This is a genomic window from Mycobacterium sp. IS-836 (assembly GCF_001954275.1).
Taxonomy (GTDB): Bacteria; Actinomycetota; Actinomycetes; order Mycobacteriales; family Mycobacteriaceae; genus Mycobacterium.
The window spans coordinates 70,726-85,291 of sequence record NZ_MBEU01000013.1 but is presented as its reverse complement, the minus strand read 5'-3'; the positions used below and the strand labels follow the sequence as shown (position 1 = coordinate 85,291).

Below are 14,566 nucleotides of genomic sequence, written 5' to 3'. Positions count from 1 at the left end.
TACATCCTGCTACAGCGGGTGTCCCGATGCGTAGGCGGTCGCCCAGTCCCGAACGGCCCGCGCGTAGATGCCGGAGTTGTTGTACGCGCGCAGCGCGGTTATCCACCCGCGGGGTGTGGCGAGATCCTTTCCGCGCCAACACAAATAGCCCGCCGCCGCGAGAGCTGCGTCATCGATGTTGTCCGGGCTGACGCGACCGTCGTTGTGGGCGTCGACCCCGTACAACCGCCACGTCTCCGGAATGAACTGCATCGGCCCCATCGCGCGCACCACCCCGACCCCATCATCCGAGCCACGCGTATCTTCCTCGCTGTCGACGATGCGCAGGGTGCCGCCGCTGCCGTCCAGTCGAACACCCCGAATTGGGGGGCTCACATCGCCGTTGGGCGCCAGCGTCGCACCCCGGTACGTGCCGTGATGGCTCTCCACCTGCCCGATGCCCGCCAGCGTGGTCCACGCGATATGGCACTTGGGGTTCTCGACCTCGGCGACCCGGGCGGCATAGGCGTAGGCCTCCAGCGCGATGACCGGAATCTCCATCGCGGCCGACCGTTGCTGCGCCCATTCCCGCAACTGGTCGGCGGGCCGGCCGCTGGCGTGGGTGTTCACCGGTGGCACCGCATCGCCGGCCGGCGGCGGCACGCCGTCGGGAATGAAGAGGCTGAGCTGCCAGGTGCAGCTGGAGGCCATGAGCATCGCGGTCGCGCCGATCACAGCGGCCGCGCGCAACCAACGCCTCGGCGACACCACGCTCCCCTTAAGCTCGCCTGCACCAACTTCGCCCATAATCATCGTCCCATGAGTTTTGGGACTGAAAAGTCTGAACGGGCTCAGCGGCGGCCACCGCGCTTCTTCGAGCCCTTGCCGGTCCCCTTGCCCGCGGCCGCGGGCTCGTCGGCCTTGTCGCCGGCCCCATCGCCGCCGGCCGGCTGCACCGCCTCGAGTTCCGGCCCCGCGACGGGCCAGTGTGCGCGCCACTCTTCGTCGGTGATCTCGCCCAGCGGCGCCACATCGAACTCCTCGGGGACGCTGTCCCCGCGGCGGGTGGCGGCTATCGACTTCTCGACGGCGCGGACGGTGTCGACGAACTCCAAAACGGCCGTGCGCAACGAGCTTTCCGCGTCGATACCCGCCGACACCTCGATCGCGGTGATCTCGGCGGGGATCAGGTCGGCCGGGAACCCGGCCTTCTCCGCGCGCTGAATGACCTTCTGCGCCAACGCCAGTGACGGCTGCCCGGTATGGACGTCGTCCATCACCGAGTTCCGCGGTTTTTCGGCCGCCTTGCGCTCTTCCCACTGAGCCAGCTGGTCCTCCAGCGAAATGGATTGTCCCGCAAGCACACCCGGCACCCGGTTGCCGAGCTTTCGCATCAATGTCACGGCGACGTCGTCGATGGTGAAGGAATGCTGCGGCGCGTCCTCGGCGATGCGGGCGTGGAAGAGGACCTGCAGCAACACGTCGCCGAGCTCTTCGCGCAGCTGGTCGGCGTTGCCACTGCGGACCGCGTCGAGCAACTCGTAGGTCTCCTCCAGCAGGAATCTGCGCAACGAGTCGTGCGTTTGCTCGCTTTCCCACGGCCCGGCGGTGCGCAGCTTGTCCATCATCGCGACGGCGTCGACGAGCCGTTCGCCGCGCGGAGTGTCGGGCGCTGAAATCAGCCGCGCCCCGGCGGCCAACCGCGCGGTGACGGCGGGGTGGTCGGGGTCGGACGACAGCAACACCGGGGCGTCGTCCCCGGTGTCGACCGGGCGCGCACCCGGCAACGACCAGGGCACCGCGACAGGCATCTCCTCGGTGTACTGCACCTCGCCGGCGAGGTGCTCGATCGCTTCGACGGGAACCAGCGACGGGCGGCGGGGGTCGAACAAGACGACAATCATCTCGCCTGTCGCTCCTCCCCGGACATCGGCGCTGGTGACGCACCCGTTATACCAATCTCTATCTGTGGTTTGCCTTGCAGCGCCGTCACCACGTTGGCCGCCATCTGGACCAGCTCGACATCGCGGATGCGTGGCGCACCGACACCCCCGGCTCGCGGAATCGGAACCTGGACGGTGGCGGTGGTGGCCCGGTAGTGCGCCCCCGGATACATCCGCTTGAGCCGCACCTGAGCCGAATCTAGCAGCGTTATCGGCGACAGCCGCACCGTCGCCGCGGAGGCGGCCGACACTTCGGTGATGCCGGCGGCGCGGCACAGCAGCCGCAGCCGCGCCACCGCGACCAGCCGCTGGGCGGGCTCGGGCAGCGGCCCGTAACGGTCGGTGAGCTCCTCGACGACGCCGACGATGGCCGCGTCGTCGGCCGCCGCGGCCAACCGGCGGTAGCCCTCCAGCCGCAGCCGGTCGCTGGCGATGTAATCCGGCGGCAGGTGCGCGTCGACCGGTAGGTCGATCCGCACATCCTTGGGCTCCTCGCGGGCGACGACCGTCTCGCCGTCGGCGGCCGCGCGGTAGGCCTCGACGGCCTCGCCCACCAGGCGCACATACAGGTCGAATCCGACGCCGGCGACGTGGCCGGACTGCTCGACGCCCAGCACGTTGCCGGCGCCGCGGATCTCGAGGTCCTTCAGCGCGACCGCCATGCCCGCGCCCAGCTCGTTGTTCTGCGCGATGGTCGCCAGCCGGTCGTACGCCGTCTCGGTCAGCGGGACGTGCGGCGGATAGAGGAAGTAGGCGTAGCCGCGTTCCCGGCTGCGGCCGACCCGGCCCCGCAGCTGGTGCAGCTGGGAGAGCCCGAAGGTGTCGGCGCGCTCGACGATGAGGGTGTTGGCGTTGGAGATGTCCAGCCCGGTCTCCACGATCGTGGTGCACACGAGGATGTCGTATTCGCGGTTCCAGAAGCCCTGAACGGTCCGTTCCAGCAGGTCCTCGGGCATCTGGCCGTGCGCCACGACGACGCGCGCCTCGGGCACCAGCTCGCGTACCCGGGCGGCGGCCCGATCGATGGAGCTGACCCGGTTGTGGACATAGAACGCCTGCCCGTCGCGCAGCAGCTCGCGCCTCAACGCGGCGGCGACCTGCTTGTCGTCGTGCGGGCCGACGTATGTCAGCACCGGGTAGCGCTCTTCGGGCGGCGTCAGGATCGTCGACATCTCGCGGATCCCGGCCAGGCTCATCTCCAGCGTGCGCGGGATCGGGGTCGCGCTCATCGTGAGCACGTCGACATGGGTGCGCAGCGACTTGATGTGCTCCTTGTGTTCGACCCCGAACCGCTGCTCCTCGTCGACGACGACCAGCCCGAGGTCCTTCCAGCGCACTCCGGTCTGCAGCAGTCGATGCGTGCCGATCACGACGTCCACCGACCCGTCGGCCAGGCCGTCGATCACGGCGCGGGACTCCGCGGCGTCGGTGAACCGGGACAACCCCTTGACGACGACGGGGAACCCGGCCATCCGCTCGCCGAACGTCTGTAGATGCTGGTCGGCCAACAGCGTGGTGGGGACCATCACGGCGACCTGCTTGCCGTCCTGCACCGCCTTGAACGCAGCCCGGACCGCGATCTCGGTCTTGCCGTAGCCGACGTCGCCGCAGATCACCCGGTCCATCGGAATCGGCTTTTCCATGTCCGCCTTCACCTCGGTGATCGCAGTGAGCTGGTCGACGGTCTCGGTGAAACCGAACGCGTCCTCCATCTCGGCCTGCCACGGGGTGTCCGGCCCGAACGCGTGCCCGGGGCTGGCCTGCCGTTTGGCGTACAGCGACACCAGTTCGCCGGCGATCTCCCGGACCGCGCGGCGCGCCTTGGTCTTGGTGTTGGCCCAGTCGCTGCCGCCCAGGCGGCTCAGCGCCGGGGCCTGGCCGCCGACATACCGCGACAGCTGGTCCAGGGAATCCATTGGGACATACAGCTTGTCGGCCTGCTGGCCCCGCTTGCTGGAGGCGTACTCGAGCACCAGGTACTCACGCCGGGCGCCGCCGACGGTGCGCTCGACCATCTCTACGAACCGACCGATGCCGTGCTGATCGTGCACCACCAGGTCGCCCGCCGCGAGCGCCAGCGGGTCGACGGTGTTGCGCCGTTTGGCTGCCAGCCGTTTGCCTTCGACGGCCGTGGCGCGGTTGCCGGTCAGGTCGGTCTCGGTGATGACGACGAGGTTGGCACCGGGAATCACGACGCCGTCGTGCAGCGGGCCCTTGAGCACCCCGACGACCCCGGACTTGGGCGCAGCGCCGCAGTCCAGCATCGCGGCCGGAGTATCGAACTCGGCCAGCCGCTCCACCACGCGGTGGGCGGTCCCGGTTCCGGGCGCGACGACCGCGGCATACCCGCCGGTCGTGACGTGCGCCCGCAGCATCGCGAAGATGCTGTCGATGTCGTGTTGATGCCCACGAGCCGACGGCGCCGCCCGGATGTCCAGCTCCAGCGCCGACTCGTCGGACAGCTGACTCAACGTCCACCAGGGATGACCGGCAGAGACCGCCGCGGCCTCCACGTCGCCGAGTTCGGCGAAGCCCGACCCACCGAGTTGCCCGACGTCGACGGGCGCCGCTGAGGTGCCCAGGGCGGCGACCGACCACGACGCCTCGAGGAACTCACGGCCGGTCTTGATCAGGTCGGCCGCCCGGCTGCGCACCTTCTCCGGGTCGCACACCAGCACCGGGGTGCCCTCGGCCAGCTGGTCGGTCAGCAGGACGTGGTCGTCGGGCCGCAGCACCGGCAGCAGCGCCTCCATGCCGTCGACGGGGATGCCCTCGGCCAGCTTCGCCAGCATGTCGGTGAGGCTGCCGGTGATCGCGGCTCCACCTTCCGGCAGCCTCGCTGCCGCCTGTGCGGCCAGTTCGGCGGCCCGCGCCCGCACGTCATCGTCGAGGAGCAGCTCACGGCAGGCGACCGCGACGACCGTGTCGACTTCGATCTCGGGAATCGAGCGCTGGTCGGCTACCGCGAACATCCGGATCTCGCTGACCTCGTCGCCCCAGAACTCCACGCGCACCGGGTGTTCGGCGGTCGGCGGGAAAACGTCGAGAATCCCTCCGCGGACGGCGAATTCGCCGCGCCGGCCGACCATGTCCACCCGGGTGTAGGCCAGCTCGACCAGCCGGCTCACCACGCTCTCGAATTCGACTTCCTGGCCGACGCTCAATGTGACCGGTTCCACGAAGCCCAGCTGTGGCGTCATCGGCTGCAGCAGTGATCGGACCGTCGTCACCACCACCTGCAGGGGCGGCCCCAGCCTCGCGTCGTCGGGATGGGCCAGCCGGCGCAGCACCATCAGGCGGGTGCCGACGGTGTCGACGCCGGGCGAGAGCCGTTCGTGCGGCAGCGTCTCCCAGGACGGGAAGACGGCGACCGCGTCGCCGAACACGCCCGCCAGTTCGGCGGCCAGGTCGTCGGCTTCGCGCCCGGTGGCGGTAACCACCAGCAAAGGACCGACCCGTATCAGCGCGCTGGTGACAAACAACCGGGCGCTGGCCGGGCCGACCATGCTCAATTCCGCGGGTCGTGCGGACGCGCCCTCGATGAGCTGCTGGAAAGTGGGCGCCGTCAGCGCCAATTCGACGAGCCCCGCGATCGGGGTTTCTGGGCAAGCAGGCCCCGGTGCGGTCATGATGAGGCCCATTCTAGGGGCCGATCGGAGCCGCCGAATTTCGTGAAGATTGCGCCCGACGCCGTCAAAGGATCGTCAAGAAAGCGGCACCCGGCCCCGCATGGGCGCACTTTGAAGCCATGACATTGATCGACATCCTGCCGTCTCTGGGTCAGGCGGCACCGGTGCGGTTCGATCCCGCGATCTGGCCGTTCACCACGCGTTCCGACGAGGAGGGCCGGCTGTGCGTCGGCGGGGTGGCACTGACCGATATCGCCGACGAATTCCACACCCCGGCGTACGTCATCGACGAGACCGATTTTCGGCACCGCGCCCGCCGCTACCGCAAGGCGCTGCGCGGTGTCGAGGTTGTCTACGCCGGAAAGTCACTGCTGACGACGGCGGTGGCGCGCTGGGCCCGCGAAGAGGGCCTCGGGATCGACGTCTGCTCGGGCGGCGAGCTGGCCGTCGCGCTGGGCGGTGGGGTCGACCCCGCCCGCATCGTCATGCACGGCAATGCGAAATCGCCCGACGAGTTGCGCGAGGCGGTACGTGTCGGGGTCGGGCGCATCGTGCTGGATTCGGCCATGGAGATCGCCTACCTGGCCGGCCTGACGCGACGACGCCAGCGCGTGCTGATCCGGGTGACGCCCGACGTCGACATCCACGGGCACCGGGCGGTGACCACAGGCATCAGTGACCAGAAGTTCGGCTTCACGCTCCACGGCGACCGGGCCGATGTGGCCGTGCAGCGGGTGCTGGCGCACCCGGCCCTCGACCTGGTCGGGCTGCACTGTCACATCGGTTCGCAGGTCACCGACGCGGCCCGCTACGGCGAGGCCATCCACCGGATGATCGCCGCCATGGCCGACATCCGCACCCGGCACGGCGTCATCCTCACCGAGCTGAACATCGGTGGCGGCCACGGGATCCCGTACGTCTCCGGCGATCGGGAACTGAACCTGGACGAGCTCGCCGGAGTGATCGAGAACGAGCTGGACGAGGCGTGCGCCGCCGAACGCTTCCCCCGGCCGACCGTCGTGGTGGAACCGGGCCGCGCTATAAGCGGGCGGGCCGGTCTCACGTTGTATCGGGTGCGCTCGGTGAAGACGCAACCGGGTGGCCGCACCTTCGTCGCCGTGGACGGCGGCATGAGCGACAACCCGCGGGTGTCGCTGTACGGCGCCCAATACACGGTCGCGCTGGTGAACCGGCATTCGCTCGGAGCCAAGCGCACCGTTACCGTGGCCGGCCGGCACTGCGAGGCGGGCGACGAAATCGCCCGCGACATCCAGCTACCCGCGGACGTGGCGCCCGGCGACCTGCTGGCCTTGGCGTGTACCGGCGCCTACCACCACAGCATGGCGTCGAACTACAATCTGGTCTGCCGGCCGCCCGTGGTGGCGGTCAAGGATGGTCGGGCCCACGCCCTCATCCGTCGCGAGACGATCGCCGACCTGCTCTCGCGCGACTGCGGCTAAAGCGTCGCCGTCACAACGCGTTTCGCTCCGCGAAGTGGCGTTGCCGCGCCGACAGCGCCGCCGCCCGCTGCCCGGCGGTGACGCGGCGCGATCGGCCGAAGTAGCCGTCGATGTCGTTGATGTCGATCACCGTGGCGGTGGGCGTCGCGGGCTGCTCGGGCGCGGTGGCGCGCCAGGTGACGACCCCACTGCGATACCCGCGCGCGTCGAGCCAATTGTCCACACCGACGTCCTCGTTGGACACCAGCACCCGAACGCGGTCGCCGTCGGCGTGCGACTGGGCGAGGTTCAGGCTCGTCTGCCGTGTCTCGATGTCGATCATCTCGCTCCACCGGTTGGTCAGGCAGATGCCGACATAGGGGCTGCCACTGGGGATTTGGTAGTCGATCACCAGGGCCTGGCGGTCCTGCAGTTCCCAGGAGATGGGGACGAACCACGCGCCGGCCATGGCCGACGGCGGCTGCATCGGCGGGATGGCGAAGTTCTTCGGGAGGGCTCCGAACACCCGCGCGGGTATGTCCTTGACCCACATGGTGAAAAGGTCGCGCGACCCGGCCAGGTGCTCGTCGAACTCGGCGACGCTCTGCGCCAGCGACGGTGGGTGCGCCGGCGGTGGCGCATCGAGGCATTCGATGCGGATGTCGCCCTTGGCCTGGCGCTGCCAGTCGCCGTAGGTTTGGTAGCAGCAGAAGGATTCGGCGCCGGGCGGAAGCTCAAACCAGTTGGTATCGCCCATCTTCCGGCGGCTGAAGTAGATTTCGAAGGATCCGTCCGGACCAATCTGTAAATCCTCGGACTGCGTCTTGACCGCGCGGGCCTGGTCGTCCTTGCCGGCGTAGACACCGAAGGTGGTCTGCGCGACCGAACCCAACGTGCCGTACACCCGGTAGTCGTGCGCGTCGTCGATCCGCGCCGACAGGTACAGCGTGTCGGGGTTGGAGTGACCCCAGTTCCACGGCGCGTACTGGGCGTTGATCAGCGTTGGGCGCGCCGGGTCGCTACGCAATTGCAGCCCCATGTATTGAATATGGCCGATCAGATGCCCCAAAAGCGCACTGGCCGAACCCTCGTCGAGGTCGCCCTGCGCCAGCGCGACGTCGAGCAGGTCGTCGTGGAGTTCGCCGAACCGTCGCCACGCCGCCCGCAACACATCATTCGGCTGTTCGGTCATGGCGCGTCCTCGATTCCGTAAAAGTCCCGGTAGTACTGGAATTCGGGCCAGAGCGTCGGAATGTCGAGCCCATAGTCCTCGGCCCGGTAGATGTTGGGCTTGCGGGTGGCGCCGCGCTGGTCCATGAACGTACGCATCTTCCGCTGAACCTCGGCGGTGAGTTCGATGCCGAAGTGGTCATAGATCTCCTTGACGCACGCCAGCGGATTGCGAACCATGCGGTCCATCGAAAAATCGATGAATTGCGCTGACCGGTCGGCGAATTGGCGTCGCAGTTCGACGTTGCGGGCGAGCAATCCCCCGGCGCGCCAGCGCATGTAACGGCCGTGGTCGTGCCAGTCGACGCCGTCCTGCACCATCGCGAACACGGTGCCGGACAACTTGCAGCTCGACGCGATGACTTCGGTGGGTTCGCGGTACGTGGTGACGAAGCGGGCATCGGGGAAGACGGCGAGGATCTTGTCGATGTTGGCCATGTGTGGCGGGGTCTTGAGCAGCCAGCCCTCCCGGGGCCGCAGACCGCCGCTCTGCATGTACTGCAGGAGCAGCTTCTCCTCCTGGTAGACCCAGGTGCGGTCCTGTCCTGCCAGCCACCGGTCGTAGCCCTGGCAATTGAACATGACGTGGAACGTCTCGCTGGCAAAGGCATAGGCGTGCAGCAGCGCGCATTCCTGCGCTTCCCACGCGCCGATCGGGTGCGCCGCATCGAGATCGGGGGCCAGCGCCAGGCTGCGGCGGATCTGCTTTTCGCTGCGGGCGATCCGCGGGTCGGTGCGCATGGTGGCGGGATCCAGCGGTGGGTGCAGCTCGTCGCACTCCCAGGTGAGGGGGAAGCGGAAACGATCATCCTGGCTCAACAGGTGATGGGTGATCGTCGTGCCGGTGCGCGGCGCCCCGACCAGAAAGACCGGTTTGGCGACGACCTCGTCGCGGATCGCGGGGTTCCGGCGGATGTGGTCCATCACCAGCAGCCGCTGGCGCAACAGGTTGGTGAGGTGCGTCGTGGCCAGGATGCGACCGAAGCCGTTGAGCCTGTCTTCGGTGTTGATCGACTCGATGAGCCGGTCCAAGCCTTCCTCGAAGCGGGGATCGCCGAAGTCGGTCAGGCCGCCGGCTTTCCGGCTCGCCCTGTCCATCAGCGCGTACTTGCGCAGCGGCAGGGGGTGAGCGCCCAGGCCGCGGGCGCCGCGATAGGCGCCGTTGAGTATCCGAAACGGAAGCGGTCTGGGTGGTGCCTCGATGGCCATGGCGGGCGTTCCTCACCGTTGAGCGGATACGCGTAATGCACGGTTGTGACCGGCCTCACAAAACATTACGATCTGAACGTAATGGAGTCAACGTCGTTCGAATCCGGGCGCCGTGAGGCCAAGCCTCAGGGGCGGCCCCGCGATTCGCGCATCGACGATGCGGTACTGCGCGCGACCAACGAGCTCCTCGAGGAGATCGGCTATGCCCGGCTGACCATTCCCGTGGTGGCGGCGCGCGCCGGGGCCACGCCGCCGGCCGTGTACCGCCGTTTCCCCACGAAGATCGAACTCGTCTTCGCGGCGGTGTTTCCCCCGACCCCGCGCGAGGAGTTGCCGTTGACCGGTGATCTGCGGACGGTCGTGCGCGGCCTGCTCGAAGGATCGATCAACCTGTTTAGCCGCCCGGCCGTGCACAGCGCGGTGTCGGGTCTGACGGCCGAGCTGCCCTCCGAGCCGGGCTTGTCGGCGCGGCTGCTGGATCGCCTGCAGGGCAGCACCTACGAACGCCTACAGCAGTATCTCGACGACGCCGCCGCCCAGGGTTTGGCGGCCGACGGTATCGACGCGCGTCTGCTGATGGACATGATCGGCGGCACCGCCATGATGTCGATGGCCACCGAACGCACGCTCGACGACGCCTGGCTCGAGCACAACACCACGCTCATCGTCAGGGGCATGACCCGATGACCGCCGGCGGGCCACCCATGGAAGTCGTGGCCTCCGCGCCGGCCCAGCTGGGCTTGGGCGAGATCGGTCCCTGGGCCGCACGCATGGAGCGCGTCGGCTTCGGGGTCATCCATGTATCCGAGACCATCCACGACGCATTCACGGTCGCGGCAATGGCTTTGGCCAATACGACGCGGCTGACCGTCCGGACGAGCATGGCGCTGGCGTTTCCGCGCAGCCCCATGATCACCGCCTACGCGGCATGGGATCTCGCCAAGTACTCCGGCGGACGCTTCCAGCTCGGTCTGGCCTCCCAGGTCCGCGGCAACATCGTCGGACGGTTCTCGGTCCCGTGGTCGCAGCCGGCACTGCGGCTGCGCGAATACGTCGAAGCCGTGCTCGCCATATTCCGCTCGTTCCAGACCGGCGAGCCGCTCGACTACGCCGGACGGTTCTACCAATTCGACCGCCTCCAGCCATATTTCAACCCCGGCCGCATTCCGTGTCCGCCCCCGCAGATCTGGACCGGCGGGGTCAACAAGAAGATGTGCCTGCTGGCGGGTGAACTCTGCGACGGTTTCGTCTGCCATCCCACCAATTCGCATCCGTCCATCCTCGCGACCCAGACGCTGCCGGCCCTGGCCGAAGGCGCCCGGAATGGCCGCCGCACGCGGACGCCGCTCGCGGTGGTGGCCAACCCGCAACCGCTGATGGCCGCCACCCGCGACGAGCTGGCGCGGTTGCGCGAGCCCCGGCGATCCGAGCTGGCCTTTCTCTACAGCACGCCCGCCTACCGCCGACAGCTCGAACACTTCGGCTTCGCCGAGATCGGCGAAGCGCTCACCGGCATGGCGCGCCGGAACGAATGGAGCGAACTGCACAAGCACCTGACCGACGAGGTGATGGATCAGGTTGTGCCGCAAGGCACCTACGACGAAATTCCCGCCGTGCTCGAGCGCTGGTACTCCGGCGCGTGCACCGGCCTGAGCCTGCCGGTCGCCGACGGGATGCCCGACGACGCGCTGGCGATGCTGGTCGATCGCCTCCAGGCCATTCCCACGCTGACGGTCGCGTGACCCACCCCAGGAAGGTACGAATGAACGCAACTCAACCGGCTCGGGCGCTGAAATCACTCGTCGCCAGGCAGTGGCACTCGCACAGTCCACTGGCCCGCCGCGCCCCGGCGAACTTCGCCGGGCAGTACGGGCCCTGGGCGCTCGTGTCCGGCGCCAGCGAGGGCATCGGCGGCGCCTGGGCGGATTACGCTGCGGCCCAAGGCTTGTCGGTCGCGATCGTCGCCCGCGACCCCGAGAAACTGGAGAAGAAGCGGCAAGAACTGGTGACACGGTTCGGCGTCGAGGTACTCACCATCTCACAGGACCTCGGGGCGCCCGATGCGGTGGAAAACATCGTCGCGGCCGTCGGCGACCGCGAAATCGGGCTGCTGGTATCCAATGCCGCCCTGGCCACCGTGGGCGGATTCTTCGCAGACGACCTCGAATTCGAGCGGCGGCGGATAAACGTCAACTGCTGCAGTCCGTTTGGGCTGACCTACCACTACGGGGCACTGATGAAGGCGCGCCGTCGCGGCGGCATTGTCCTCATGAGTAGCGGCACGGGATTGATCGGCAGCCCCTACTACACGCACTACGGCGCGACGAGGGCATACAACATCATCCTCGCCGAAGGGCTCTGGTACGAACTGAAACCCGACAACGTGCACGTGTTGGCATGCATGGCCGGGCTGACGAGTTCGCCGGGGGCCGCCGAGGCGCTCGACGTCGCCCGGGCCAGGGGCAGCCTCATCAATACGCCCGAGGAAAACGTCGAAGAGGCCGTCCTGTATCTGGGCAAGCGACCCAGCATGCAAGTAGGCGCCCCGAACCGGCGGATGATGTTCGTCGTGACCCGCCTGCTTCCGCGCCCCCTGGGCATACGAGAAATCGGCAAGCACGCCCTGAACAACTTCCTCGACGGGGTGCGGCCCTAGCGAGCGCTACTCGTCTTGCAGCTTGGGATCAGCTTCCAGATGGGTCAGGCCGTTCCACATCAGGTTGACCAGATGCGCGGCGACCACTTCCTTCTTGGGCTCGCGGGTGTCGAGCCACCACTGGGCCGTCATCGACACCGAGCCGACCAACGCCTGGGCGTAGAGCGGCGCCAGATCCGGGTCCAGGCCGCGGCGGGCGAAGTCGCCGGCCAGGATCGAGCTGACCTGGCTGACGGCGTCGTTGAGCAGGCTGGAATAGGTGCCCGAGCTGATCGCGGCGGGCGAGTCGCGGATCATGATCCGGAAGCCGTCGGTGCGCTCCTCGACGTACGTGAGCAATGCCAGCGCGACCCGCTCGACCCGAACGCGGGACCGGTTGTTGGTCAGCGACGAGGTGATGCCGTCGAGCAGCGCCGACATCTCGCGGTCGACCACCACGGCGTACAGGCCCTCTTTGCCGCCGAAATGCTCGTAGACGACGGGCTTGGACACATTGGCGCGCTGCGCGATCTCCTCGATCGAGGCGCCCTCGTAGCCGCGTTCGGCGAACAGCTGGCGCGCGATACCGATGAGTTGGTGCCGGCGCGCGCTGCCGGTCATCCTGGCGCGCGGGGCCCGCACTTCTTTATCCGGGGCAGCCACGTCCTTCAGGGTATCGGTTTGCGCAGGTGAAGTTGTATGACTTTGCCTGGGGCCGCCGTCGGCCCCGGTAACGTTTAGAGTCTTGGTGGCGCGGTCGGCGATCGTTCCGGCAGCCGCCGCAGTGGGCAATCCGTCGTGGTGTAATCGGCAGCACCTCTGATTTTGGTTCAGAAAGTTCAGGTTCGAGTCCTGGCGACGGAGCACGGTTCTTTGCCACGAGCGTGCATGAAATGACACGCTTGACGGCGTGTCGGCGGACAAACATGCTCGCTCGCGTCGAAAGGGGATCCATGTCGTCTGGTGGTGACACCGCGGTCCTGGTCTTGGCGGCCGGGCCCGGCACCAGGATGCGGTCGGACACCCCGAAGGTGCTGCATACGATCGCCGGCCGCAGCATGTTGGCCCACTCGCTGCACGCGGTCGCCAAGGTGGCACCCCAGCGCCTGGTCGTCGTGCTCGGCCACGAGCACCAGCGCATCGCGCCGCTGGTCGCCGAACTGGCCGAGCGGCTCGGGCGCCCGATCGACGTCGCGCTGCAGGATCGACCTCTCGGTACCGGCCATGCGGTGCTCTGCGGGCTGTCCGCGCTGCCCGACGACTACGCCGGCATCGTCGTCGTCACCTCCGGCGATACCCCCCTGCTGGACTCCGACACCCTGGCCGGCCTGATAGCGACGCACAACGCGGCGTCGGCCGCGGTGACCGTGCTGACCACCACGCTGAGCGAACCTTTCGGCTACGGCCGCATCCTGCGCACCCAGGACAACGAGGTGATGGCGATCGTCGAACATGCCGACGCGACCGACTCGCAGCGCGAGATCCGCGAGGTCAACGCCGGTGTGTACGCATTCGACGTCGCCGCATTGCGGTCGGCTCTGGGTCGCCTGAGCTCCGACAACGCGCAACGCGAGCTCTACCTCACCGACGTCATCGCCATCCTGCGCGGGGACGGCCGGTCGATCCTTGCGCAGCACGTCGACGACAGCGCGCTGGTGGCCGGCGTCAACAACCGTGTCCAGCTGGCCGAGCTGGGCGCCGAGCTGAACCGCCGGATCGTCGCCGCCCACCAGATGGCCGGCGTGACCGTGGTCGATCCGACGACCACCTGGATCGACGTCGACGTGACGATCGGCCGCGACACGGTCGTCCACCCCGGGACGCAGTTGCTCGGGCAGACGCAGATCGGCGCCGGCTGCGTCGTCGGCCCGGACACCACGTTGACCGACGTCACGGTGGGTGACGGCGCATCCGTGGTGCGCACCCATGGCTCGTCGTCGTCGATCGGCGGTGGCGCGACGGTCGGCCCGTACACCTACCTACGCCCCGGCACGGTGTTGGGGGCCGACGGCAAGCTGGGCGCGTTCGTCGAGACCAAGAACTCCACCATCGGCGCGGGCACCAAGGTTCCGCATCTGACCTACGTCGGCGACGCCGACATCGGCGAGCACAGCAACATCGGCGCGTCCAGCGTGTTCGTCAACTACGACGGCGAATCCAAGTCCCGCACCACCATCGGCTCGCACGTGCGCACCGGCTCGGACACCATGTTCGTGGCGCCGGTGACCGTCGGCGACGGGGCCTACACCGGCGCCGGCACGGTCGTGCGCGACGACGTCCCGCCGGGCGCGCTGGCCGTTTCGGCGGGACCGCAGCGCAACATCGAGAACTGGGTGAAGCGCAAGCGGCCGGGCAGCGCGGCGGCCCAGGCCGCCGAAGCCGCGGAAAAAGCCGCCGACCAGCCCCCGCCCCACCCGACCCGGATCGGGCGCCGTGAGCCCACTGCGTGGCAATGCGGCAACCCATCCAGACCCTTCGCATACGATGGGGCCTTCAATTCGC

General features: G+C 68.4%; 10 protein-coding genes, 1 tRNA gene and 1 pseudogene. 6 read left to right on the top strand and 6 right to left on the bottom strand.

The genetic code is table 11. The annotated features are described in order from the left end of the window. Nucleotides 1–9 precede the first annotated feature (9 nt). From A5747_RS06740 to mfd, 3 genes are all read right to left on the bottom strand, one after another. Nucleotides 10–747, bottom strand: a complete 738-nt coding sequence (locus A5747_RS06740) for a lytic transglycosylase domain-containing protein (RefSeq protein ID WP_076122897.1) — start codon at nucleotides 745–747, stop codon at nucleotides 10–12. A gap of 83 nt (nucleotides 748–830) precedes the next feature. Then, nucleotides 831–1,883: a nucleoside triphosphate pyrophosphohydrolase gene (locus tag A5747_RS06735; RefSeq protein WP_083667305.1), complete on the bottom strand. Its 1,053-nt coding sequence runs from the start codon at nucleotides 1,881–1,883 to the stop codon at nucleotides 831–833. Further along, nucleotides 1,880–5,551: a transcription-repair coupling factor gene (gene mfd, locus A5747_RS06730; protein WP_198938139.1), complete on the bottom strand. Its 3,672-nt coding sequence runs from the start codon at nucleotides 5,549–5,551 to the stop codon at nucleotides 1,880–1,882. Before mfd ends, A5747_RS06735 begins: the two co-directional genes overlap by 4 nt. Before the next feature lie 119 nt (nucleotides 5,552–5,670). Between mfd and lysA the strand changes: the two genes are divergently transcribed. Further along, nucleotides 5,671–7,011, top strand: coding sequence for a diaminopimelate decarboxylase (gene lysA, locus A5747_RS06725; RefSeq protein WP_076122873.1), 1,341 nt, complete (start codon nucleotides 5,671–5,673; stop codon nucleotides 7,009–7,011). Nucleotides 7,012–7,021: 10 nt separating this feature from the next. On the opposite strand, the gene A5747_RS06720 is transcribed toward lysA, so the two are convergent. After that, nucleotides 7,022–8,182: a DUF1214 domain-containing protein gene (locus A5747_RS06720; protein ID WP_076122872.1), complete on the bottom strand. Its 1,161-nt coding sequence runs from the start codon at nucleotides 8,180–8,182 to the stop codon at nucleotides 7,022–7,024. Beyond that, nucleotides 8,179–9,429 (bottom strand): sulfotransferase, encoded by a 1,251-nt coding sequence (locus A5747_RS06715; protein WP_076122871.1) that lies wholly within the window; start codon nucleotides 9,427–9,429, stop codon nucleotides 8,179–8,181. Before A5747_RS06715 ends, A5747_RS06720 begins: the two co-directional genes overlap by 4 nt. Before the next feature lie 81 nt (nucleotides 9,430–9,510). Here A5747_RS06715 and A5747_RS06710 point away from each other — a divergent pair, with 81 nt between their 5' ends. Genes A5747_RS06710 through A5747_RS06700 form a run of 3 tightly spaced genes read left to right on the top strand, consistent with a single transcriptional unit; the run spans nucleotide 9,511 to nucleotide 12,085 of the window. Beyond that, the gene (locus tag A5747_RS06710) at nucleotides 9,511–10,116 is read left to right on the top strand and encodes a TetR/AcrR family transcriptional regulator (protein ID WP_076122896.1); all 606 of its coding nucleotides are present in this window, start codon (nucleotides 9,511–9,513) and stop codon (nucleotides 10,114–10,116) included. 17 nt (nucleotides 10,117–10,133) lie between these two features. Then, on the top strand, nucleotides 10,134–11,171 hold the full coding sequence (locus tag A5747_RS06705; protein ID WP_076122895.1) for a TIGR03617 family F420-dependent LLM class oxidoreductase: 1,038 nt from the start codon (nucleotides 10,134–10,136) through the stop codon (nucleotides 11,169–11,171). Nucleotides 11,172–11,191: 20 nt separating this feature from the next. Continuing rightward, nucleotides 11,192–12,085, top strand: coding sequence for an SDR family oxidoreductase (locus tag A5747_RS06700; protein ID WP_076246030.1), 894 nt, complete (start codon nucleotides 11,192–11,194; stop codon nucleotides 12,083–12,085). A gap of 6 nt (nucleotides 12,086–12,091) precedes the next feature. Here the strand turns inward: A5747_RS06700 and A5747_RS06695 are convergent, their stop codons facing one another. Next, nucleotides 12,092–12,685, bottom strand: a complete 594-nt coding sequence (locus A5747_RS06695) for a TetR/AcrR family transcriptional regulator (RefSeq protein ID WP_139329783.1) — start codon at nucleotides 12,683–12,685, stop codon at nucleotides 12,092–12,094. A gap of 171 nt (nucleotides 12,686–12,856) precedes the next feature. On the opposite strand from A5747_RS06695, the gene A5747_RS06690 reads away from it, so the two are divergent. Both A5747_RS06690 and glmU read left to right on the top strand, forming a co-directional pair. Further along, a tRNA-Gln gene (locus tag A5747_RS06690) sits at nucleotides 12,857–12,928 on the top strand. 89 nt (nucleotides 12,929–13,017) lie between these two features. Continuing rightward, nucleotides 13,018–14,501: pseudogene (gene glmU / locus A5747_RS06685) on the top strand (bifunctional UDP-N-acetylglucosamine diphosphorylase/glucosamine-1-phosphate N-acetyltransferase GlmU). The last annotated feature ends 65 nt before the right edge of the window (nucleotides 14,502–14,566 follow it).

Coding starts and splice junctions, on each gene's coding strand:
- mfd (WP_198938139.1), bottom strand. CDS start 5,551: ATGACCGCACCGGGGCCTGCTTGCCCAGAAACCCCGATCGCGGGGCTC.
- A5747_RS06720 (WP_076122872.1), bottom strand. CDS start 8,182: ATGACCGAACAGCCGAATGATGTGTTGCGGGCGGCGTGGCGACGGTTC.
- A5747_RS06715 (WP_076122871.1), bottom strand. CDS start 9,429: ATGGCCATCGAGGCACCACCCAGACCGCTTCCGTTTCGGATACTCAAC.
- A5747_RS06700 (WP_076246030.1), top strand. CDS start 11,192: ATGAACGCAACTCAACCGGCTCGGGCGCTGAAATCACTCGTCGCCAGG.
- A5747_RS06705 (WP_076122895.1), top strand. CDS start 10,134: ATGGAAGTCGTGGCCTCCGCGCCGGCCCAGCTGGGCTTGGGCGAGATC.
- A5747_RS06695 (WP_139329783.1), bottom strand. CDS start 12,685: ATGACCGGCAGCGCGCGCCGGCACCAACTCATCGGTATCGCGCGCCAG.
- A5747_RS06710 (WP_076122896.1), top strand. CDS start 9,511: ATGGAGTCAACGTCGTTCGAATCCGGGCGCCGTGAGGCCAAGCCTCAG.
- A5747_RS06735 (WP_083667305.1), bottom strand. CDS start 1,883: ATGATTGTCGTCTTGTTCGACCCCCGCCGCCCGTCGCTGGTTCCCGTC.
- lysA (WP_076122873.1), top strand. CDS start 5,671: ATGACATTGATCGACATCCTGCCGTCTCTGGGTCAGGCGGCACCGGTG.